Here is a 19,976-nt window from a genome sequence, read left to right as displayed (position 1 = left end):
CTCAGCGGCGACCCTTGACCCGCGAGCGCGCCCGGGCCATAAGGCTGTCCTGGACGTCCTCCAGGCGGCTACCGTCCTCACCGCTCACGTGACGGGTCCACGTGCCGTCGGAGTTGAGGTGCCAGGAGGAGACCTCATCGCTGACGCAGCGGGTCACCAGCTCCTCCAGCTGGGCCAGCATGGCAGGGTCGGTAATGCGGACCAGGGCCTCCACGCGGCGGTCCAGGTTACGGTGCATGAGGTCGGCTGAGCCGATGTAGAGCGCGGTGTCGCCCCCGTTGGCGAAGGCGTAGACCCGCGAGTGCTCCAGGAAGCGCCCCAGGATCGAGCGCACCCGGATATTCTCGCTCAGACCCGGCACCCCAGCCCGGATACCGCAGATACCGCGCACCACGACGTCCACGGGCACCCCGGCACGCGAGGCCCGGTAGAGCGCGTCGATCACTGTCTCGTCAATGATGGAGTTCACCTTGATACGGATCCAGGCAGGCAGGCCTGAACGCTTGTTGGCGATCTCCTTGTCAATGTGCTCCACCAGGCCGTCGCGCAGAGAGCGGGGCGCCACCAGCAGGCGACGGAAACGTGCTCTGGGGGCGTAGCCGGAGAGCTGGTTGAACAAGGTAGTCAGGTCCTGGGCGACATCACGGTCCGTCGTGAGCAGGCCCAGGTCCTCGTAGCCACGTGCTGTCCTGGGGTGGTAGTTGCCGGTACCCACGTGACAGTAGCGGCGCAGCCCGTCGCCCTCCTCCCGGACCACCAGGAGCAGCTTGCAGTGGATCTTGAGCCCCACCATGCCGTAAACCACGTGGACTCCGGCCCGCTCCAGCTTGCGCGCCCAGGAGATGTTGGCCTCCTCGTCAAAACGAGCCTTGATCTCCACCACCGCTACCACCTGCTTGCCGGCCTCGGCGGCATCGATGAGGGCGTCGATGATCGGGGAGTCTCCGCTGGTGCGGTACAGCGTCTGCTTGATGGCCAGCACCTGGGGGTCGGCGGCGGCCTGGGCCACCAGCTCCTGGACCGAGGTGGAGAAGGAGTCGTAGGGGTGGTGGAGCAGGACGTCGTGCTCGCGCATCGCTGCGAAGATGTCCGGTGAGGTGGAGGACTCGTAGGCGGCCAGCCCGGCGGCGGTGACCGGAACGAAGCGCGGGTACCGCAGCGCGGGGATGTCCAGGTCGTGGAGCTCGTTGAGGCAGCGCAGGTCCAGCGGCGCGGGGAGGGCGAAGACGTCATCCTCGCGCAGCCCCAGGGAGCGGGCCAGGTAGCGCCGGGTAAAGGGGGAGATCGTGTCCTCCACCTCCAGACGCACCGAGGCGCCGAAGCGGCGACGCTCCAGCTCACGCTCCATGGCGGTCAGGAGGTTCTCCGCGTCGTCCTCCTCCACCTCCAGGTTCTCGTTGCGGGTGACCCGGAAGAAGTGGTGCTCCAGGATGTCCATCCCGGGGAAGAGGTGGTCCAGGTGCTCACCGATGACCACCTCGATAGGGATGAAGGCCGTGCCCGCCTCCTTGTTGGAGGCGTCAAGCTCACGGCCGGGTACGGTCACCAGGCGCGGCAGGGAGTCAGGAACCTTGATCCGGGCGAAGTGCTCCTTGCCGCTGCGGGGGTTGCGCAGGATGACGGCGAGGTTGAGGGACAGGCCGGAGATGTAGGGGAAGGGGTGGGAGGGGTCCACGGCCAAGGGGGTGAGGACGGGAAAGATGTGGTGGCGGAAGTAGCGGGCCAGTCGCTCCTGCTGCTCCGAGCCCAGCTGGTCCCACATGAGGATCTCGATACCGTGCTCGGCCAGGGCCGGGCGCACGTCCTCCTGGAAGAGAGCCACCTGGCGGGCGGTGAGCTCCTTGGCACGGGCAGTGACCTGGGCCAGCACCTGGTGGGCATCCAGCCCGGAGGCACGCACCGGGGTGATGCCAGCCTTGATGCGGCGCATGAGTCCAGCAACGCGCACCATGTAGAACTCGTCCAGGTTGGAGGAGAAGATCGACAGGAACCAGGCGCGCTCCAGCAGGGGGAGATCACGGTCCTCCGCCTGCTCCAGGACCCGCGCGTTAAAGTCCATCCAGGTGAGCTCCCGGTCGGTGAAGCGGTCCTCGAAGGACTCCAGAGGAGGCAGGACGGAGTCCGGGACCGGGGAGGGAAGCTCCGGGGAGCTGGCCACGGGGGCCTGGCCCGCCTCCGCAGGGCTGGCAGGAGTGCGGCTGGCAGGGGCCGAGCCCGCTGCGGCGCTGCGGGCAGCCTCGGCCGCACCAGCAGCCGGAGCCAGGAGGGCGCCAGCCTCCTCCAGGTCCTCGAAGTCCTCGTCCTCGTACTGGGGACCAGAGTCGTCAGCGAAGTCTCGCGGGTCAGCCGCCTCAATAACGTGCTCCTCAGCGTCCTGGGCGCCCTGCCCGTCCGTGTCCTGGGCACCCTGCGCCACGCCAGAGCCCTGCCCGGCCCACTCCACCTCACCACCGCCGTCAGAGCCGGAGGGGTAGGCGCCGGGCCGGGCGGGCAGCCCACCGCCACCTGTCGCCGCCTCACCCGCAGCAGGCTCCTCCGTCGCAGCCGCATTGAGGCTCTCCGCAGGGGTGGGCGGCGCCACCTCCGCCGGCTCCCCCAGGTCCTGCGGGCCAGGGGCCGCCAGGGGAGCAGGAGGATGGGCACGACCACCGACGAAGGCAGACAGCGGAACGGGATCAGGCTGGGGGGCGTGGCTGGTCATGGGTGCATCGTCCCACGTCCCGGGCCGGGGCGACAGGCCCGGACGCACGCGGCGCGGCCGCAAGGCGGACCAGCCGCACCAGTAGCGACGGGAAGCGAGCAGGCCGCACGGAAGAACCGCCCGCCGACGGCCCGGTGACCGGGCCAGTACCGTGCCAGTGGCGGCAGGCGGCTCAGTCGAGCAGGCCAGCGCGGGCACGACGAGCCGACTCAGCCAGCTCCTCGGCCGTCGCCACCAGGGCGGAGTCCCGGCGGGTGACGCGGTCCGCCAGCTCGTCGGCGTCGTCCTCGATCCACACCGCGCTAGAGCCTGCCGCCAGAGCGCGCAGGAAGCCAGAGGTGACGCCGAGCAGAGGCTCCAGCGCCGTCACCCCGCCCTCAAGCCGTCCGGCCAGGAGCAGGTCAAGGCGCTCCCGGAGCCACTGCGGCGTCGGAGCGCGCCGGGCCTGGGAGCGAGCCTCCTCGAAGCGGGCCTGGGCCTCCTCCCCCGCCCCGGTGAGGTCCACGACAGTGGCGTACCGGCGCTCGACCAGCGCGGGGTCGCGTCGGATCCACTCCCTCACCAGGAACAGGCGCCACAGGGTGCCGGGCAGTGTGGCGGCCGGGGAGTCAGCCCACAGCTCGGCGACGTCGTCCACGCCGTTCCCCGACACCGCCGCGACGACGCTCTCCCGGGTAACGGGGTCGTCCTGCGACCCTGCGACACCGGGGAAGCCCCCGACCAGGGCCTGGGCGGCACGGTGGGCGACCTCTGAGGCAACGGCTGTGTCAGCCGCACCCTCGATCTGCTCGGCAGCCTCAGGGTCAAGGCGAGCCGGACGGTGGAACTGGCGGGCCATGACGGACCCCTCCCTCTAGGACCTGCAGGAGCAGCAGCCGGGCGGCACTGGGCCAGCCGGGTGACCCCGCACAGCGTCGCGCCGGGCTGCCGCCCCCTATTGTGCCGCGAGACAGGCAGGCGGGACACCAGGCGACCAGATAGGCGACCGGCTACACTTGCGCGTAGTTAGCCTGTGCACGGGAAGCGACGGCCTGCCCGCGCCCCACCCGGCCAGGCCAGGTACCTGACGGTGCCAGCCGCCACCGGGAGCAGGACTGTCAGGCAAGGCCCCCTTAGCTCAGTTGGTCAGAGCTGCGGACTTTTAATCCGAAGGTCGTGGGTTCGAGCCCCACAGGGGGTACCAGGGCGGGCGACGGGACGGAGCCGGGCGGCCGCGACCGGAGTAGCCCAGGCTCATCCCAGCGGCCACGCCCCGACCTCAAGTTGGCCGTGGCTGCTGGAACCGGTCGCCAGGACCGTGCTGCCCCTGCGCACCCCAGCGTGTGCTGCACTCCTGGCGCTGGCGCAGGTGCCGCACACTGTGACTACCGGCACGACGCGAGTCCTCGTCCTGGGAGCCCGGCGATGACAAGGGCGGTGAAACAGGCGGGTCAGGGGTAGGTGCGTGGGTCGAGACTGGCCATGAAGTGCTCCCTGGTCATTGATGTGGTCCACAGCCTTGTCTGGGTACGGATGTTTCCATGGGTCCGCCGGTCAGCCGGGTCGTACCACTTGGCGGCCTCGACCTTGGTGCCGCTGGTGCGGGCGGCCGCGTCGAGTGCGGGAGCCAGGTCGGTGTCCCTGGATGCCAGGACCACGACGTCGTAGCGTCCCGAGCGGGCCAGGTCGACCAGGGCCAGGACGCACAGCACGTCAACACCTTTTTCTCTGCGGGACTCCCGTACCGGCACCTTGTGGCCGTCACGGTAGTCCCAGGTGTACTTCAGCGGGCGCAGGGTCACGCTGACCATGCCGTGGTGCCCACGCTCCTACTGTGCGCGCTGGGCCTGGTTACGTCGGTTGGCGTCCAGGTCGTCCTCCGGGACAGGCAGGCCGCGGAAGACCTCAACACGCCCCACCGATGTCCGGTAGCGTTCATTATCGATCTTGGCGTTGCGCGCGCGTGCGAGCTGGCGGGCGAACCGGAGCGGGTCGATCAGGCCCTCCTCAGGAGGTCGCCCAGGGAGGAACAAGGAGGTTCCTGTCAGGTGGACGTTCTGGTAGTCGACAACCACTGCCATCGTGAGGGTCACAGGAGCCTCCCTGAGACAAAGTTAGACCCCGCCAGTCCCGGAGGACGGCGGGGAGTTACAGTGCGAAGGTACGCGGCTGCGGCCGACCGAGTCAAGGTGGCATACCTCACGTCATTCGGAGGTGCAGCCACCGACCACAGTGGTCGGGTGCCCGGTCGCGAACAGCCCACCCGGGTAGCGGGTCACGGAGTACGGTGCCCTCCCACCGGAACGCGGTGATAACGCACCAGAGGCATCATAGGAGCTGGTCGTGGCTGCCGGTGCGTGCCAGGACGAGGGTGCCGTCGTCCTCAATGGCGTAGAGGAGGAGCCAGTCGGCTGTGATGTGCAGCTCGCGGTAGGCTGCGAGCCTGCCAGCGAGCCGGTGGTCGCGGTGCTGCCTGAGCCAGTCAGTGCGGCGTGCGGCAACCGCCCGGATCGCGGTCTTGAGCGCGTCCATGTCGTAGTGCTTGCGCTTGAGGCGCTTCACGTCACGCAGGAAGGCTGGCCGGTAGGCGATCTCGCGCTCACGCACAGTCGATGAGGTCCATCAGCTCGTCGACGTCTCGGACCTTGACGGCGGGCTCAGCCTCGGCCTCACCGATCGCGTCAGCGTAGGGGGTGAGGCTGGGCTGGAAGGGCAGCCTCTGATCGTGGACGACCTGGCTGAGGAACATGTTGATCGCGGTGGGCATGTCGATGCCCATCCGGTCAAGGGTCCTCGTGGCCTGCTCCTTGAGGTGGCGGCTGGTACGCACCTGGATGCGCGTGTCGAGCTCCATAACCCTGGCTCCTCCGTCTCCACCTGTGGGACTGGTGTACTCCTATTGTACTCATTCAGGGGTGATGTCGGCAGCCTACCACCAACCACTCACCCCATGAAGGGTAAGAAGAAGGGCAAGAAGGCGACAGAGGCCGGTGACGGGGCGCGAGCGGCCCTGCGGGGACACGAGATCCCTCCCACGCCCCGGCCCGGGCCAGCACGCCGGGCAGCCCCCGCAGACCCAGGAGGCCCGCACGAGCACCTCGGCGTGCTCGGCGGCCACGACGAGGCGGGCGAGGAGCCGGGCCAGCACGCCCGCCAGGCCCAGCCAGGACAGCTGCGGACTTTTAATCCGAAGGTCATGGGTTCGAGCCCCGCAGGGGGTACCAGGGCGGGGTGGCCGCGACCTGCCCCCAGCCAGACCCCCTCAACATCACTCCTCGTGATCACTCCTGGTGGGGTAGCTGCGACTCCTCGCCGACATCACCCCACTGGCGCGACGCGGCGTGCTCCGGACGGTCCCCGACAGTTCGAGCAGCCCGAGGCTGCGCCTGGGCACCATGCGTCTGCGGGTCCGCACCCCGGCTGCGAAGGCGACGCTCGGCCTCGCGGATTATCTCTGAGCTCTGAAGCTCCAGCACCTCCGCGATCACTGCCAGCTCACCGACCGTCGGCGCAGGACCCTCTGCCCGAAAGATAATGCCGACCCGGTTGAGCGACATCCCTGCCTCGCGGGCCAGCCGACGCTGCGAGACCCCGGCGGCCTTCTGGCGGGCAGCCAGGATGTCGATCACCTCGCGATCAAGCGGTTCCAGCGGCTTAGGCTTCCTTGGCACGTCACAAGAGTACCAACGCCTGCACCAACGTCGGGCACACATTGACTTTGACCCTAAATAGGCCCAAAATAACGCCATGACATGGACCCCGCTTCGGTACATCTTCGACGAGGCGGTCTCCGCCGAGGTCCGCTCCCAAGCGCACCGGACAGGTCTGAGCGCGGAGGATCTCAGCGTCGTCACCGGCCTGAGCCTGGTCACCGTCCAGGATGGGCTCAGCGGTCAGGTCCCCTTCTCGGTCAGCGAGCTCAGCAAGGTCGCCGCCCCGCTGGGGGTCAGCGCCTCCGAGATCATCGCCCGGGCCGAGCGCGTCGTGGCGGCGCAGGGCAACCAGCACCGTACCGCTCCCACACGCCCGGTCCCCGCCACTGAGGAGAGCACTGAGGAGAGTCCGCGCCACGCCGCACCCGCCCCGCGCGCCACGGCCCGCACCACAGGACCGTCCGACGACCAGGCGCCGTTAGGCGCGGAGGCCCTCGACGAGTTCCTCGCCCACATTGACCGCCGACTCAGCGAGGCTGTCCAACATCGCCACTGCTCCCTTGCTGACCAGGACGACGCATAAGCCGGATGCCGACGTAGCCCACATGGCAGGAAACCCCCATACCAGGCTGTGCCCACCCAGCGTCAGAGCCCGCCTGCTCGCAAGAACCAGAGACTGGATCTGACAGCGCTCAGCGCCCAGCCACCGCACCCCGGGGAGCTCGTCGCCCCCGCGCGCGGGACGAGCCCCCTTCCCGGGACGACAGGTTGGGAGATCCCTGCCTACTCCTACCTACTCCTACCCCTGGCACCCTGCCGTCCCCGGGAGCGCCTCCCACCGGTCCTGCTGACTGGCCCAGGCTGCCCAGACTGGTCGCGCCGAGCCCCCTGGACGGCCTGGCCACCGGCCCCGCCCTTGACCGCCACACCCTCGGGCATGTCCTCGGTCGCCACCGGGCCTGCGGCCTCCCCCACCAGGGCAGAGACGACGTCGTCGTCAGGTCGGACGCCACGCCTCGTCTGCGCCCGGATCCGGGCTTGACGCAGCAGCACCTCGACGTCACGCTCCTGCTCGGGCAGGACCAGGGTGACCACCGTGCCCGCGGCTCCTGCGCGCGCGGTGCGCCCCGAGCGATGCAGGTAGGCCTTGTGCTCTGGGGGCGGGTCCACGTGCACCACCAGCTCCACGCCGCTGATGTCGATCCCTCGGGCGGCGATGTCGGTGGCCACCATGACGTGGACCTGCCCGGAGGAGAAGGCTCGCATGGAGCGCTCCCGCGCGTTCTGGCTCATGTTGCCCTGGAGCTCCACGGCGGGGACCCCGTCGCTGGTGAGGTTGCGGGCCAGGCGCCGGGCCTGGTGCTTGGTCCGGGTGAACAGGATCCGCTGACCTGTCCCGGAGGCCAGCCGCCGCACGACAGCATCCTTGGCCGCCTTGTCTGCCACGTGCAGCACCGTGTGGTCCATGGCCTGCACGGGCGAGCTGGCGGGGTCGACGGCATGGTGGAGCGGGTCGTGCAGGAACTCGCGGACCAGCCTGTCCACGCCGTTGTCCAGGGTGGCGGAGAAGAGCAGACGCTGCCCGTGCGCAGGTGTAGCGCGCAGGATGCGCCGGACACCGGGGAGGAAGCCGAGGTCCGCCATGTGGTCGGCCTCGTCCAGGACGGTGACGGCGACCTCGTCGAGGCTGATCATCCCCTGCCCCATGAGGTCCAGGAGCCGCCCGGGGCAGGCGACGACGACGTCCATCCCCCTGGCCAGGGCGCGTTCCTGGGGCCTCTGGGAGACACCGCCGAAGACCGTCGTCACGCTCATGCCTGCCGTGGCGGCCAGGGGCCTGATGACGTCGTGGATCTGCAGGGCCAGCTCCCGGGTCGGGACCAGGACCAGCCCCAGGGGTCGACCTGGGCGCGCCCTGTCCTGCTCAGCCAGACGCTGGACCACAGGGAGGCTGAAGGCGAGGGTCTTTCCGCTGCCAGTGCGGCCCCGCCCCAGTACGTCGCGCCCTGCGAGCGTGTCAGGCAGGGTCGCGGCCTGAATGGGGAACGGGGCGCTAAAGCCCCGGGAGCCGAGGTCGGCGGCAAGGCTGGCCTCCACGCCGAGGGAGGAGAAGGAGGTCTCTGCGTCGGCAAGCACCCGGCCAGAGGTAGGTGCTTCGACAGGTCTGGGGGTCTTGCCGGTTCCCGCCCGCCCGGCGTAGGTGCCGGGGCTGGTCGCCTCTGCTGGCGTGACGGATCGAGCGGGTCGCGCCCGCCGAGCATGACGGGCTGCCTTCACAGGCCTGTCAGATCGAGCAGGTGGAGCGGTCGTGGTCGGCGTAGTCGGCACAGGGGTCCTGTCAGTCGGGGGTATCCGCCACCACGTACCCGACGGCGCGTGCCCGTCCGGGAGCCGCACCGGAGCAGGGCACCGAGCAGGACACCGGTGCGGGGCCGCAGCAGGGCGCCGGGCCAGCCGACATTATGCCGCACGGCCACGACCTGGGCCGCGGTGGCGATCCCTCACCCAGAGCTCCCGCTTGTGAGACGGGACATGGGAGCACCCCTGTGTACCGCCAACCAGGCCACGGTAGTGGAGGGCATAGCACCGAACAGCGAGACCGCGAAGCCTGCGCCGATGTAGGTCGAGGTGGCGGCGCCGATGAACACCAGTGGTGCGGGAACGACGGAGGCTGTAGTGGCCGCCTTCCGGACAGCATACGCGGGTAGCGAGGCACGCACCCGGGCATTCTCGCCCCACCGACAGACCCGGCCGCGCGTCTTCACCTCCCCGGCTGCAAGCCCTCCCGTTCAGCCCAGGAGGGCCGCCTCCAGCACAATCACGGGCACGAAGCCCGCTGTCGTCACCAGGACGGCGTCACGTGCCAGGTCCGTGGCCACCCCGTACCGGGAGGCGTACATGAACACGTTCTGGGCAGTGGGCAGGCTGACCGTCACCACGGGAGCCAGCAGATCGCGCCCCTCCAGACCCGCAGCAAGACCAAGAGCCACAGCCGTGGCGGGCATAACCACCAGCTTCCAGCCCACAGCCCACCACAGGGCCGCAGTGCCCGTGCGGGGGTCCCGACTGCCAGCCCGGTCGCTCTCGGTGTCCCTGGCACCTCCATCGGCACCGCCCTGGACTCCAGGCCCCTGACGCCGCAACGGCGCGGAGCGCCCGCAGCGCAGGGGCCGGGGCGCCCCGGCCAGGCTGGCCCCCAGGGACAGCATCATGAGAGGCACCGCCACCCGTCCCAGCATGTCCAGCAACTGGGCGAGGTAGCCGCCAGCGGCCCCGTGCAGGTCCCACCCTGCCACGTTGAGGACCACCCCCGCCGCTACTGCCCACAGCAGCGGGTTGCGCAGCGGCACGGTCAGGGTGGCGATCCGGGAGGGGCTGCCCCGCCGCGTCACGGTGTCAAGCACCAGGAAGACGACCGGGGTCACGACCAGGAGCTGGAGCAGCAGGACCGGGGTGATGGCCGTCGCGTCCCCCAGGACCAGGACGGTCACCGGTATCCCTAGGTTGGCTGCGTTGACGTAGCCAGAGGCCAGCGCGCCCACGACCGACTCCGCCACGCTGCGCCGCAGCACCAGGTGGTGGAGGAGCCCGGCGGCAAGGAGCGCCACCAGCGCGGAAGCCATGGTCGTCACGGTGGCTGCAGAGGCGACCACGCCCAGGTCCGCCTGGCTGACGGTCGTCAGCAACAGTGCCGGGGTCGCAGCAAAGAAGCACACCCGAGTCAGGACGGCGTCGGCGTCGGAGGGCAGCGCCCGTAGACGCACCAGCAGCCACCCCACGGCGATGACGAGGCCGAAGACCCCCAGCCCGGCGACGACCTCGGCCACGGCAGCCCTCAGGCCTGCGCGGGCGCCAGGTCCACCCAGGTACCTTCGTGGTCGGAGACCACGAAGGTACGGGTACCCCAGCTGAGGGCCCTGAGCGGCGGGGCCTGGCCGGGCCCGCCAGCCTGTCCCTCCAGCGGTTGTCCCTGGGGTCCGGTGGGCCACGGATCGGTCAGGAGGTGGTCGATCCGGCGGGAGGGTGCACCCGCCGGGAACGTGTGGCCCTGTCCGACCTGACGCGCCACACGGAGGGCCGCCACCCTTTCGGCGGGCAGGTTGTAGTCCCCCGCCAGGACGTGCGGCCCGGGCATCCCAGCCAGCGCCTCCCAGGCCCGGCGGAGCTGGCGGGCCGCCGTGTCCTGCCGGGTCGCCAGGTGGGTCGAGGCGACCGAGACCTGCCCCAGGGACGCGCAGGCCCGGCCGTCCAGCTCGACAGTAGCGGCCACCATGACCCTGCTGGAGGCGGGGAACAGCCGGTAGGAGCGCGGGTCCCAGGCGCGGTGTCCGCGACGCACCACGCTGGAGGGGCCACGTCCCAGCCGGGTGACGTGCCAGCTGCTCACCGGGTAGCGGGAGAGGAGGGCGTTGCCGTAGCCGACTGGCCGAGCGCCGACAGCAGCCCGCGCGGGTCCCAGGACGTCGTGGGTGGGCGCCTCCAGCTGGCTGCGCAGGGGTCGGCGCCGCAGCCCCGCCACCGGCCCCGCATAGCTGGCCGCAAACCGGTAGTAGGGCATACCCAGGGCCTGGGCCAGCACAGCAGCCTGGTGGAGGCGTCCGGAGCGAGCCTGGTGCAGGTCCACCTCCTGGAGGGCCACCACGTCGGGCGCGAGCTCAGCGACCTGCTCAGCCAGGGCGACCAGGACCGCCCGGGCGGCACCAGGGTCGGCGATACGGGCCGCGGACAGGGAGCCTGTCAGGGCGCTGCCATCCCCCGCCCCCGGTCCCGGCTGGCCGTGCAGGAGGTTGAGGGTGAGCACGCGCAGCACAGGTCAGGCCTGCTCGGTAGGCCCGGAAGCGTGCGGGCCTCCGGCATCCTCCGGCCCGGTCTCCTCCGCGCCCTCATCCGTAGCCTCAAAGGTGAGGCTGACGGAGTTCATGCAGTAGCGCTGGCCGGTGGGGGTGTGGGGGGCGTCGTCGAAGACGTGCCCCAGGTGGGAGCCGCAGCCAGCGCAACGGACCTCGGTGCGGACCATGCCGTGGGAGGTGTCCGTGCTCAGGGTGACAGCGGTGCTGTCACGGGGGTCGTAGAAGGAGGGCCACCCGCAGTGGGAGTCGAACTTGGTGGCGGAGCGGAACAGCTCCGCCCCGCAGCCACGGCAGCGGTAGATGCCCTCGCGGTGCTCGTCCAGCAGGGCGCCCGTGAAGGGTCGCTCGGTGCCCGCCTCACGCAGCACGTGGTACTCCATGGGGGTCAGTGCAGCCCGCCACTGGGCGTCGGTCCTGGCGGCGGCGGAGGGGTCAAGGGTCGGCTCGGTGCTGGTCATGGCCCCATCGTCGCCCCTCGGACAGCCAGAGAGGGACAGCGTTCACGCAGCGGGAACACACCCCCGGCACCGCTGACCACAGCGCACCCTCCCGGCAGCGGGCTACGGCGAGCAGGGCCGCCTGCAGACCCTCGCTCTGCCTCAGCAGCCCTGATCAGCAGCGTGACTCAGCGACCCTAGGAGGATCCTCCAGGCTGACGCCTCCCGCCCTGGCCCGCAGGTCCGCCCGCCGACGTACCCGGCGTCGCCGGAGCTCCTGACGGATCACTCACTGCCGCCTGCCGTGGCGGCCTGCTCACGGGCTCTCCTGCAGGTCCACCCGTCTGCCTGCCAGTCGCCTCCTCTGCCGACCCGTCGGCGGGCCTGTCCCCCGGCCTGCCCGCTGACCCGCCTGACTCAGCCAAGGTCTCCATCTCCGTGGTGGGGAAGACGGTCGTCGGCTCCTGGCGGCCTGGGCGGGCGGCCTGTGGCTCGGGTGCGGCCTGCTCCTGCGGGTCACGTCGCAGCAGGCTGCGCCTGCGGGCGCGCTCACGCCGGATCCGGCGCAGCGGGGACAGGCCCCTGGCGGCCGCACGCAGCCGGGCCGCCTCAATCGGGTCGCTCGTGGCGGCGATCTGGGCAGTCACCGCCGCAGCGTCGTAGCCCTCCTCGAGACCCTCCGCCCTGGCACTGCCGGGCGTCGGCTGGGCTGCCGCCTGGCCGGAGGCGTTGCCGACCTGAAGTGCGGCCAGCTCCTCCGCCAGACGAGCCACCTGCTCGGGCGCAGGGTCCTGGGCGACCTCAACCTGGTCAACCTCCACTCGGGTACGGGGCAGGGCGTAGGATGCCTGCTTCTGGAACCAGGCGACAAGCTCCTCGTTGACGTAGCACTTCAGTGCCCACACGTCGCTGGGGTTCGCTCCGGACAGGGCGATCCTCAAGGTGACCGACCCTCCGGAGGCGTCGATGACGTCCAGGGAGGCCTGCCTCCCGTCCCAGGCCGGGGAGGAGGCCACGATCCGGGCCAGCTCGGCCCGCACCGCCGAGACCGGGACCCTCCAGTCCAGGTCGATGGTGAGCGTCCCGGTGGTCTGGGTGCCCCGCCGGGACCAGTTGGCGAAAGGGTTCTGGGTGAAGTAGGTGGAGGGCAGCACCAGGCGGCGATCGTCCCAGGTGTGGACCACGACATAGGTCAGGGTGATCTCCTCGATGGTCCCCTGCTCGTCGTCGACGACGACGACGTCGTCCACCCTGATGGCGTCGGAGGTGGCCAGCTGGATGCCGGCGAAGACGTTGCCCAGGGTGGACTGAGCGGCCAGGCCGGCGATGACAGAGACCAGGCCCGCCGAGGCCAGGAGGGAGCCCATGGCGACACGCGCGCTGGGGAAGGTCATGACCACGCCGACCAGGCCGCACACGATGAGGACGACCTGCGCAACACGGCGCATGATCTGGCTCTGGGTCGTGACCCTGCTGGTGCGCCCCTCGTCCCCGGAGGCCCGCACCCCGCTGACCACCGAGGCCTCGACAGCCCTGACCATACCGACCACCAGCCAGGTCCCTGCCATGATCGAGGCGATGAGCAGCAGGCGCGAGACGACCGTGGAGGTGACGGAGTTACTCATGCTTGTCAGGGCGACCTGGACACCGAGGTAGGCCCCTGTCATGGCCCCGAAGACGTAGGCCGCCCGGTGGCAGAAGCGGGCCAGCTCGGCATACAGGCCCCGACGTCGGCCCAGCAGCCGCAGAGTCACCAGGACAACGAAGGCGACGGCCAGCCCGATGAGCGCCCCCACACCCGCGTGCACCGCAAGAGTCAGGAGGCTGATCGTGGTCTGGGTCACCGCCTCCAGGGAGACGTCCACCGTCGGGGAGTCCGAGGGAACCGGGTCGTCCGATTCCCCGGCTGCCGCCAGCAGACCGACAGCAGGCATGGGAGGGAGGGCAGCGGAGAGCATGGAGCCAGGGTAGGACTGGTGCCTGTGGGACTCCTGAGGGAGGCGCGCCGCTGTGACCGCGAACGACGCGGAACAACTCTCCCAGCCGGGGCGCCCGGGTGCCTCAGACACCCCCTACCTCACACCCATACCTCAGCCATCCCAGGCCAACTGGGCCAGCTGCCCGGTCAGCAGCCCGCCAGGACGACGAGACCCCCGGGACCTTGTGAGTCCCGAGGGCCGTCGCAGTGGCTCCGACCGGCGTCGATCCGGTGACCTTTCGATTTTCAGTCGAACGCTCTACCAACTGAGCTACAGAGCCTGGAGACGACGCCGACCCGATCAGACCTGACCGGGTCAGCGCCAGCGTCCGCGACCTCGACGGGACTTGAACCCGCGACCTCCGCCGTGACAGGGCGGCGCGCTAACCAACTGCGCCACGAGGCCTCGTTCGGCACGAAGCCTGGCTCCGAGGAGCTGTTCCACTGTACCCGAGCCGTACCCCCAACGGGATTCGAACCCGTGCTACCGCCGTGAAAGGGCGGGGTCCTAGGCCGCTAGACGATGGGGGCGCTGAGGCCTTGGCGTCCTCGCACCTCGAACCGGGAAGAACACTAGGTGCCTGCTCGCCGTCCACGCAAATCCTCGTGGCGTGACCCTGCTCACCAGCGCTCACCAACGCTCACCGACACATAGCCGATCCTCGGCAACCTGCTTTCTGTGGCCGCACAGAAGGCACGACAGGCAGACGAACAGTGGCAGGACGTCAGGACGTCGGGACGCAGTAAGCAGTGACAAGTACCGGCCACCTGTGACAGGCTCACGGCATGACCCCACCGGTGCACCTGTCGGAGCAGGAGTTTGAGGAGGCCGTCAGTGAGGCGCTCGACCTCATCCCGCCCGACCTCGCCGAGGCGATGGACAACGTCGTGGTCCTGGTGCAGGACGAGCCCGACCCCGACATGCTGCGTGACCGCGACAGCGGTGTCGGCTCACGGCACGGCCCGCCCACGCTGCTGGGGCTCTACCTCGGAGTCCCCCTGACCGAGCGTGACGAGGGCTGGTCCATGGTGCTGCCAGACCGCATCCTCATCTTCCGTGGCCCCCTCCAGCGCTGGTGCTCCACCCGGGAGCAGCTGGTGGAGGAGGTCACAGTCACTGTCATCCACGAGGTCGCCCACCACTTCGGTATCGACGACGCCCGCCTCCACGAGCTCGGCTGGGGGTAGCCTGCTGCGCCCCGCCCCGCGCACCTCAGGCACCGTCCCACGGTCTCGCGCGGGTCCCACGCCCCCGGTGCACGTCCCCACGCGCCCCTGGCGCTGCCCTCCCCCACGGTCCCCTAGTGTCTGACCATGGAAGACCGCCGTCCCACCACTGCGGGCGACCCCCCTCCCACCGGAGCACGCCGCCAGCAACCGATACCAGCCCGGAGCACGGCGAGTGCTCCCCCTGCCTCCAGCGCCCACCCTCCGCTCTCTCCCACCAGCACCCGCCCCCTGCGCCCGAGCCGACGCCGTGCGGTCACGGCCGCCGTCCTGGGTGCCACGGCCCTGGTCGGCTGCTCCCGCGGCACCACCCCCGCCGCAGCCCCCGCAGCCTCCTCGTCGGCGCCCCCGGGTGCCTCCACAGCGTCCTCGGGGTCCCCAGACCCGACAGGCCCGGCCCCCTCCGCCTCTCCAGACCGCCTCGCCGGCTGGAGCCTGGAGGAGATGGTCGGCCAGCTGGTCATGGTCGGTACCGACGCCGACCAGCTCTCCCCCGCAGCCACGGACGCGGTGTCCACTCATCACGTCGGCAGCATCTTCCTGGCCGGGCGCTCCCAGGTCGGCAGCCAGGCCGTCGCTGAGACCGTCGCCGCCCTCACCGGCTCCGCCACCACAGGCACCACCGGCAGCACGCCGATGCTGGTGGCCACCGACCAGGAGGGCGGCGAGGTGCAGGTGCTGTCCGGGCCGGGTTTCTCCGCCATCCCCTCCGCCCGGGACCAGGCGGGGCTGACAGCCGAGGACCTGCGCTCCCAGGCCTTGGCCTGGGGCCAGGAGCTGGCGGCCTCGGGGGTGACGATGAACCTGGCCCCTGTCGCCGACCTGGTCGATATCGCCAGCCCCGCCTCCAACGAGCCTATCGGACGCTGGGGGCGCGGCTACGGCGGTGACGCGGGCACGGTCACCGCCCAGGCGGCTGCCTTCGCGGAGGGGATGCGGGCTGCGGGCGTGGTCCCCACCTGCAAGCACTTCCCCGGACTGGGACGGGTCACCGCCAACACCGACACCGCCAGCGGGGTCACCGACACCGTCACCACCCGCACCCAGGACGAGGCCGTGTCCGTGTTCGCCGGGCTCATCGACGCGGGCGCCGAGGTCATCATGATGTCCTCGGCCGTCTACACCCTGCTGGACGACACAGCGCCCGCCGTCTTCTCCCCGGTGGTCGTCACCGAGATGCTGCGAGGAGACCTGGGCTTTACCGGGGTAGTCATCACCGACGACCTCTCCGCCGCCGCGCAGCTGCAGGAGTGGGAACCCGGGCAGCGGGCGGTGCAGGCGGTGCGAGCCGGATGCGACCTGGTGCTGGCCTCCGCCGACGCCGCTGTGGCCGCTCCCATGGCCCAGGCCCTGGTGGCTGCCGCGCAGTCCGACCCTGTGCTGGCGGCTCGGGTAGAGGAGTCCGCCCTGCGGGTGCTGGCCCTCAAGGACTCGCTGCCAGGAGCGTAGGAGGCTCCCGCTCAGACGCCTCCGCACACGACACCACCCGGCTCCCTGGCTCCGTCAGCACCTGCGGCCGTCTCCTTCCGAAGGAGGAGACGGCCGTCTCGCCCCCCCTGCCCTGGTAGGAGACAAGCCCCCGGGCAGCATGCAAAACTCACCGGCATGAGCAGTCACAGCGTCCCGAACTCACCCCCGGCCTCTTCCCTTCTCGCCCCTCACCGCCACGTGGACGACCCCGTCCTGACCGCCCGCGCCCTGACCAAGGTGTACGGCCGTGGCACGGGCGCAGTCACGGCCCTGGACGCCGTGGACGTGGACATCCCCCGTGCCCGCTTCACTGCGGTCATGGGTCCCTCCGGCTCCGGCAAGTCCACCCTCATGCACTGCCTGGCCGGCCTGGACTCGGTGACCTCGGGCACCATCATGCTCGACGGCGACGAGGTCTCCGCCATGAGCCAGCGCCGCCTGACCAGGCTGCGTCGCGAGCGCATCGGCTTCATCTTCCAGTCCTTCAACCTGGTGCCCACCCTCACCGCCGCCGAGAACATCACCCTCCCCCTGGACATCGCCCGTCAGAAGGTAGACAGGCAGCGCTTCGACCAGGTGGTGGAGGCCGTGGGCCTGTCCGACCGGCTGTCCCACCGCCCCGCCGAGCTCTCCGGCGGACAGGTCCAGCGCGTGGCCTGCGCCCGGGCGCTGGTGGGCAAGCCTGCTGTGGTCTTCGCCGATGAACCCACCGGCAACCTGGACTCCCAGTCCACCCAGCAGGTGCTGGCCATCCTGCGCACCAGCGTGGACGAGCTGGACCAGTCGGTGGTCATGGTGACCCACGAGCCCGACGCGGCCGCCTGGGCCGACACGGTGCTCTTCCTGCGTGACGGCCACGTCGTGGCCGAGCTGGCCGACCCCAGCCGCGACCACGTGCTGGACGCCCTGCGCGAGCTGGGCGACGACCGGCAGGACCAGGGCCAGGGCGGCCAGCAGGACGCCACCGGCCCAGCTGAGTCAACCGGCCCGGCCGACTCAACCGACACGGAGGCCTGATCACATGGTCCGTGTCGCCTGGCGCTCTGTGCGCGCCCATGCCAGACAGTTTGTCCTCACCGCCCTGGCCGTCGTGCTGGGAGTGGCCTTCCTGTCAGGGACCCTCGCCCTGCGCGGGGTCCTGTCCGACACCTTCTCCGCGCTGACCTCCTCGACCATGACCCGTGACCTCTACGTCTCCGGCGAGCCGGTGGAGGGCACCGAGGGGACCGCGTCCTTCGTGACCCAGCCGCTCGACTCCTCGCTGGCGCAGGTGGTTGGCGAGGTCGACGGTGTCGACGTCGCCAACCCGGCCACAAGCCTGATCGGCGTCCTGGTCGCCGCCGACGACACCCCCGTCACCTCCTCCGGCGCTCCCACCCTCCTGCTGCCGATCTTCGACCAGGAGCCGGGACTGACCTGGGTCCAGGGCCGGGCCCCCTCAGGTGAGGGGGAGATCGTCCTGGAGTCTGCTGCCCTGGAGCGCTCCAGCCTGGCTGTCGGGGACACCACCCACGTCGTCGTCCAGGGCGAGCCCCGGGAGGTCACGGTCGTCGGTGAGTTCACCTACGGCACCTCCATGGCGGGGGCCACCCTGGTGGGCATGGACGACGACTGGCTCCTGCCCCTGGCCGCCCCGGACGGCCAGGTCTCCCAGATCGCTGTCACGGTGGAGGACGGTGCCTCAGTCACCGAGGTCAGGGACGCTGTCGCCGAGGTCCTGCCCGACGGCGTGCGCGTCCAGACGCGCCAGGAGAGCATCGACGAGCAGAACGAGTACATCGAGTCGCTCCTGGGCTTCGCCCAGACCTTCCTGCTGGTCTTCGTGGTGCTGGCGATGTTCGTGGGCTCCTTCATCATCATGAACTCCTTCGCCATGAGCGTGCGCCAGCGCCAGAAGGAGTTCGCCCTCCTGCGGGCGGTGGGAGCCTCGCCTGCCTCCGTGTTCGGCACGGTATTCCTCCAGGCTGTCATTATCGGCCTGGCCGGCTCGCTCCTGGGCGTGGCCGCGGGCGCCGGGCTGCTCCAGGGCATCGTGGCCCTGCTGGAGGCCGCAGGGATGCCGCTGACCGACGGGATATCCATGTCGGGCGGGGTTGTCGTCACCTCCGTCGTGGTGGGGCTGCTGGTCACCGTGGTGGGTGCCCTGCTGCCCGCCCGTGACGCCGCCCTGACCCACCCCGTGGAGGCGATGCGCGACGTGTCCGGGGCACGGGAGAAGTCCCTGGTGCTGCGCACCGTCATCGGCGGCCTCCTCCTGGCGGCTGGCACGGCGGCTGTGACCGCCGCCTGGGTCAACGAGGGCCTGGAGCAGCGCACCCTGGTGCTGGGTCTGGGGGCTGGCGGGGTCATCCTGGGGCTCCTGACGGTCTCCCCGGTGCTGGCACGGCCCGTCGTCTCCCTCCTGGGGCTGCCCTTCCGGGCGCTGCGCCCCTCCGGGCGCCTGGCGGTACGCAACATCATCCACAACCCCCGGCGCACCGCCAACACCTCCGGCGCCCTCATGGTGGGGATGGCCCTGGTGTGCGCGGGGGCCACGATAGCCGCCTCCACGAACTCCTCGGTGTCAGACGCGGTCAACGACTCGATGAAGGCCGACTTCCTCATCCAGCCCGCCTCAGCCACGACCGTCTCCGCCCAGATCCCCTCCGGTATCGCCACCGACCTGGGCGAGATCGACGGGGTGGCGGGTACGGCGCCCTTTGTCTACGCCTCGGTGTCAGCCACTGCGGAGGACAGCTTCCAGGAGCCGATGGCCGGGCTCAACGTCTCCGACTCCCTCGCCTTCCTGGAGGCCTATGACCTGGAGGTCACCGAGGGGGACATGGCCGACCTGGACTCCACCCACGTGGCCGCCTACAGGAGCACCGAGCTGCACGTGGGGGACACGGTGACCCTGACCGGCCCCCTGGGGGCGGTGGAGGCCACCGTGGCGGCGGTCATCGACCCGCAGGGTCTCTCCGGCAGCTTCAGCGCACCTCCCGAGCTGGCCGTAGAGCTAGGTTCCTGGACGGGGGCGCTGCCCACCGACCCCGATCAGGTCCTGGCCTCCCCCTCCGGTACCTTCCTCACCCTGGAGGAGGGGGCAGACGCGGACCAGGTGCGCCGCGAGGCCGAGGACATCCTGGCTCCCACCTACCAGTACGCGGTGCTGGACGCCGACGAGCTCTCTGACATGGTCGGCCAGCAGGTCAACCAGATCCTCGCCATCCTCTACGGCCTGCTGGGACTGTCGATCGTCATCGCCGTCCTGGGCATCGTCAACACCCTGGTGCTCTCGGTGGCGGAGCGCACCCGGGAGATCGGCCTCATGCGCGCCGTCGGCCTGGGCCGCGCCCAGCTGGGCGGGGAGGTCATGGTGGAGTCGGTCCTCACCTCCCTGTACGGCACCGTCGTGGGCGGTGCTGCCGGGCTGCTGCTGGCTGCGGCCCTGCGAGCCGTCCTGGAGGACGACGGGCTGACCACCCTGACCATCCCCTGGGGACAGATGGTGGGGATGCTGGTCCTGTCCGTGGTGGTCGGCGTTGTCGCCGCCGTATGGCCCGCGATGAGGGCCTCCCGCCTGCCGGTCCTCGACGCCATCGCCACCGAGTAGGAGGACGAGCAGGGGGAAGAACCACGGGACCCTGACGGCTGCCACGCCAACCACGGCGGCCCTCACGCGAGGGGGCGGGCTGAGCCAGC

At 70.6% G+C, this 19,976-nt stretch carries 17 protein-coding genes and 4 tRNA genes; 6 read left to right on the top strand and 15 right to left on the bottom strand.

Annotation, left to right across the window (positions count from 1 at the left end; translation table 11 throughout):
* Nucleotide 1 precedes the first annotated feature (1 nt).
* Together D4740_RS07700 and D4740_RS07695 are read right to left on the bottom strand one after the other, a co-directional pair.
* Nucleotides 2–2,701, bottom strand: coding sequence for an RNA degradosome polyphosphate kinase (locus D4740_RS07700; RefSeq protein ID WP_119836346.1), 2,700 nt, complete (start codon nt 2,699–2,701; stop codon nt 2–4).
* Nucleotides 2,702–2,873: 172 nt separating this feature from the next.
* Entirely contained in the window at nt 2,874–3,539 is a 666-nt protein-coding gene (locus D4740_RS07695) for a hypothetical protein (protein WP_119836345.1), read from the bottom strand.
* A 268-nt stretch (nt 3,540–3,807) separates the two neighbouring features.
* On the opposite strand from D4740_RS07695, the gene D4740_RS07690 reads away from it, so the two are divergent.
* Nucleotides 3,808–3,884: transfer RNA gene (locus tag D4740_RS07690), tRNA-Lys, on the top strand.
* A 247-nt stretch (nt 3,885–4,131) separates the two neighbouring features.
* Here the strand turns inward: D4740_RS07690 and D4740_RS13310 are convergent.
* The 5 genes from D4740_RS13310 to D4740_RS07670 all read right to left on the bottom strand — a co-directional run bounded on the left by D4740_RS13310 (nt 4,132) and on the right by D4740_RS07670 (nt 6,351).
* Nucleotides 4,132–4,491, bottom strand: a complete 360-nt coding sequence (locus D4740_RS13310) for an NYN domain-containing protein (RefSeq protein ID WP_259390731.1) — start codon at nt 4,489–4,491, stop codon at nt 4,132–4,134.
* Between the two features lie 18 nt (nt 4,492–4,509).
* The gene (locus D4740_RS13305) at nt 4,510–4,773 is read right to left on the bottom strand and encodes a hypothetical protein (RefSeq protein WP_259390730.1); all 264 of its coding nucleotides are present in this window, start codon (nt 4,771–4,773) and stop codon (nt 4,510–4,512) included.
* A 235-nt stretch (nt 4,774–5,008) separates the two neighbouring features.
* Complete coding sequence (locus D4740_RS07680; protein ID WP_119836344.1) at nt 5,009–5,287, bottom strand: type II toxin-antitoxin system YafQ family toxin; 279 nt, start codon at nt 5,285–5,287, stop codon at nt 5,009–5,011.
* Entirely contained in the window at nt 5,280–5,534 is a 255-nt protein-coding gene (locus D4740_RS07675) for a type II toxin-antitoxin system RelB/DinJ family antitoxin (protein ID WP_119836343.1), read from the bottom strand. The genes D4740_RS07680 and D4740_RS07675 overlap by 8 nt, the downstream gene beginning before the upstream one ends.
* A 427-nt stretch (nt 5,535–5,961) precedes the next feature.
* Nucleotides 5,962–6,351: a helix-turn-helix transcriptional regulator gene (locus D4740_RS07670; RefSeq protein WP_147392873.1), complete on the bottom strand. Its 390-nt coding sequence runs from the start codon at nt 6,349–6,351 to the stop codon at nt 5,962–5,964.
* A gap of 76 nt (nt 6,352–6,427) precedes the next feature.
* Here D4740_RS07670 and D4740_RS07665 point away from each other — a divergent pair, with 76 nt between their 5' ends.
* Nucleotides 6,428–6,916, top strand: coding sequence for a helix-turn-helix domain-containing protein (locus D4740_RS07665; RefSeq protein WP_119836341.1), 489 nt, complete (start codon nt 6,428–6,430; stop codon nt 6,914–6,916).
* A 206-nt stretch (nt 6,917–7,122) separates the two neighbouring features.
* Here D4740_RS07665 and D4740_RS07660 read toward each other — a convergent pair whose 3' ends face one another.
* The 8 genes from D4740_RS07660 to D4740_RS07620 form a co-directional block, all read right to left on the bottom strand.
* Nucleotides 7,123–8,469 (bottom strand): DEAD/DEAH box helicase, encoded by a 1,347-nt coding sequence (locus D4740_RS07660; RefSeq protein WP_220475025.1) that lies wholly within the window; start codon nt 8,467–8,469, stop codon nt 7,123–7,125.
* A gap of 653 nt (nt 8,470–9,122) precedes the next feature.
* Nucleotides 9,123–10,160 carry an AEC family transporter gene (locus D4740_RS07650; protein ID WP_119836340.1) on the bottom strand — a complete coding sequence of 346 codons (1,038 nt, stop codon included), beginning with the start codon at nt 10,158–10,160 and terminating at the stop codon, nt 9,123–9,125.
* An 8-nt stretch (nt 10,161–10,168) separates the two neighbouring features.
* Nucleotides 10,169–11,143, bottom strand: coding sequence for an endonuclease/exonuclease/phosphatase family protein (locus D4740_RS07645; protein WP_119836339.1), 975 nt, complete (start codon nt 11,141–11,143; stop codon nt 10,169–10,171).
* Nucleotides 11,144–11,146: 3 nt separating this feature from the next.
* Nucleotides 11,147–11,641, bottom strand: a complete 495-nt coding sequence (gene msrB, locus D4740_RS07640) for a peptide-methionine (R)-S-oxide reductase MsrB (protein WP_119836338.1) — start codon at nt 11,639–11,641, stop codon at nt 11,147–11,149.
* A gap of 176 nt (nt 11,642–11,817) precedes the next feature.
* Complete coding sequence (locus D4740_RS07635) at nt 11,818–13,578, bottom strand: mechanosensitive ion channel family protein (RefSeq protein ID WP_119836337.1); 1,761 nt, start codon at nt 13,576–13,578, stop codon at nt 11,818–11,820.
* A 228-nt stretch (nt 13,579–13,806) separates the two neighbouring features.
* A tRNA-Phe gene (locus D4740_RS07630) sits at nt 13,807–13,879 on the bottom strand.
* A 51-nt stretch (nt 13,880–13,930) separates the two neighbouring features.
* Nucleotides 13,931–14,004 (bottom strand) — tRNA-Asp (locus tag D4740_RS07625).
* A 52-nt stretch (nt 14,005–14,056) separates the two neighbouring features.
* Nucleotides 14,057–14,129: transfer RNA gene (locus D4740_RS07620), tRNA-Glu, on the bottom strand.
* Nucleotides 14,130–14,384: 255 nt separating this feature from the next.
* Between D4740_RS07620 and D4740_RS07615 the strand changes: the two genes are divergently transcribed.
* The 4 genes from D4740_RS07615 (at nt 14,385) to D4740_RS07600 (ending at nt 19,887) form a co-directional block, all read left to right on the top strand.
* Nucleotides 14,385–14,786, top strand: a complete 402-nt coding sequence (locus tag D4740_RS07615; RefSeq protein WP_119836336.1) for a metallopeptidase family protein — start codon at nt 14,385–14,387, stop codon at nt 14,784–14,786.
* Nucleotides 14,787–14,912: 126 nt separating this feature from the next.
* A complete protein-coding gene (locus D4740_RS07610; protein WP_119836335.1) occupies nt 14,913–16,274 on the top strand; it encodes a glycoside hydrolase family 3 N-terminal domain-containing protein in 1,362 nt (453 codons plus the stop codon).
* 156 nt (nt 16,275–16,430) lie between these two features.
* Nucleotides 16,431–17,312 carry an ABC transporter ATP-binding protein gene (locus D4740_RS07605; protein WP_119836334.1) on the top strand — a complete coding sequence of 294 codons (882 nt, stop codon included), beginning with the start codon at nt 16,431–16,433 and terminating at the stop codon, nt 17,310–17,312.
* 4 nt (nt 17,313–17,316) lie between these two features.
* Complete coding sequence (locus tag D4740_RS07600; protein WP_119836333.1) at nt 17,317–19,887, top strand: ABC transporter permease; 2,571 nt, start codon at nt 17,317–17,319, stop codon at nt 19,885–19,887.
* Nucleotides 19,888–19,976 lie beyond the last annotated feature (89 nt).

This window comes from Actinomyces sp. 2119, assembly GCF_003591215.1.
Lineage (GTDB): Bacteria > Actinomycetota > Actinomycetes > Actinomycetales > Actinomycetaceae > Actinomyces > Actinomyces lilanjuaniae.
The sequence above is the reverse complement of the archived record's forward strand: the minus strand, read 5'-3'. Positions and strand labels throughout refer to the sequence as shown.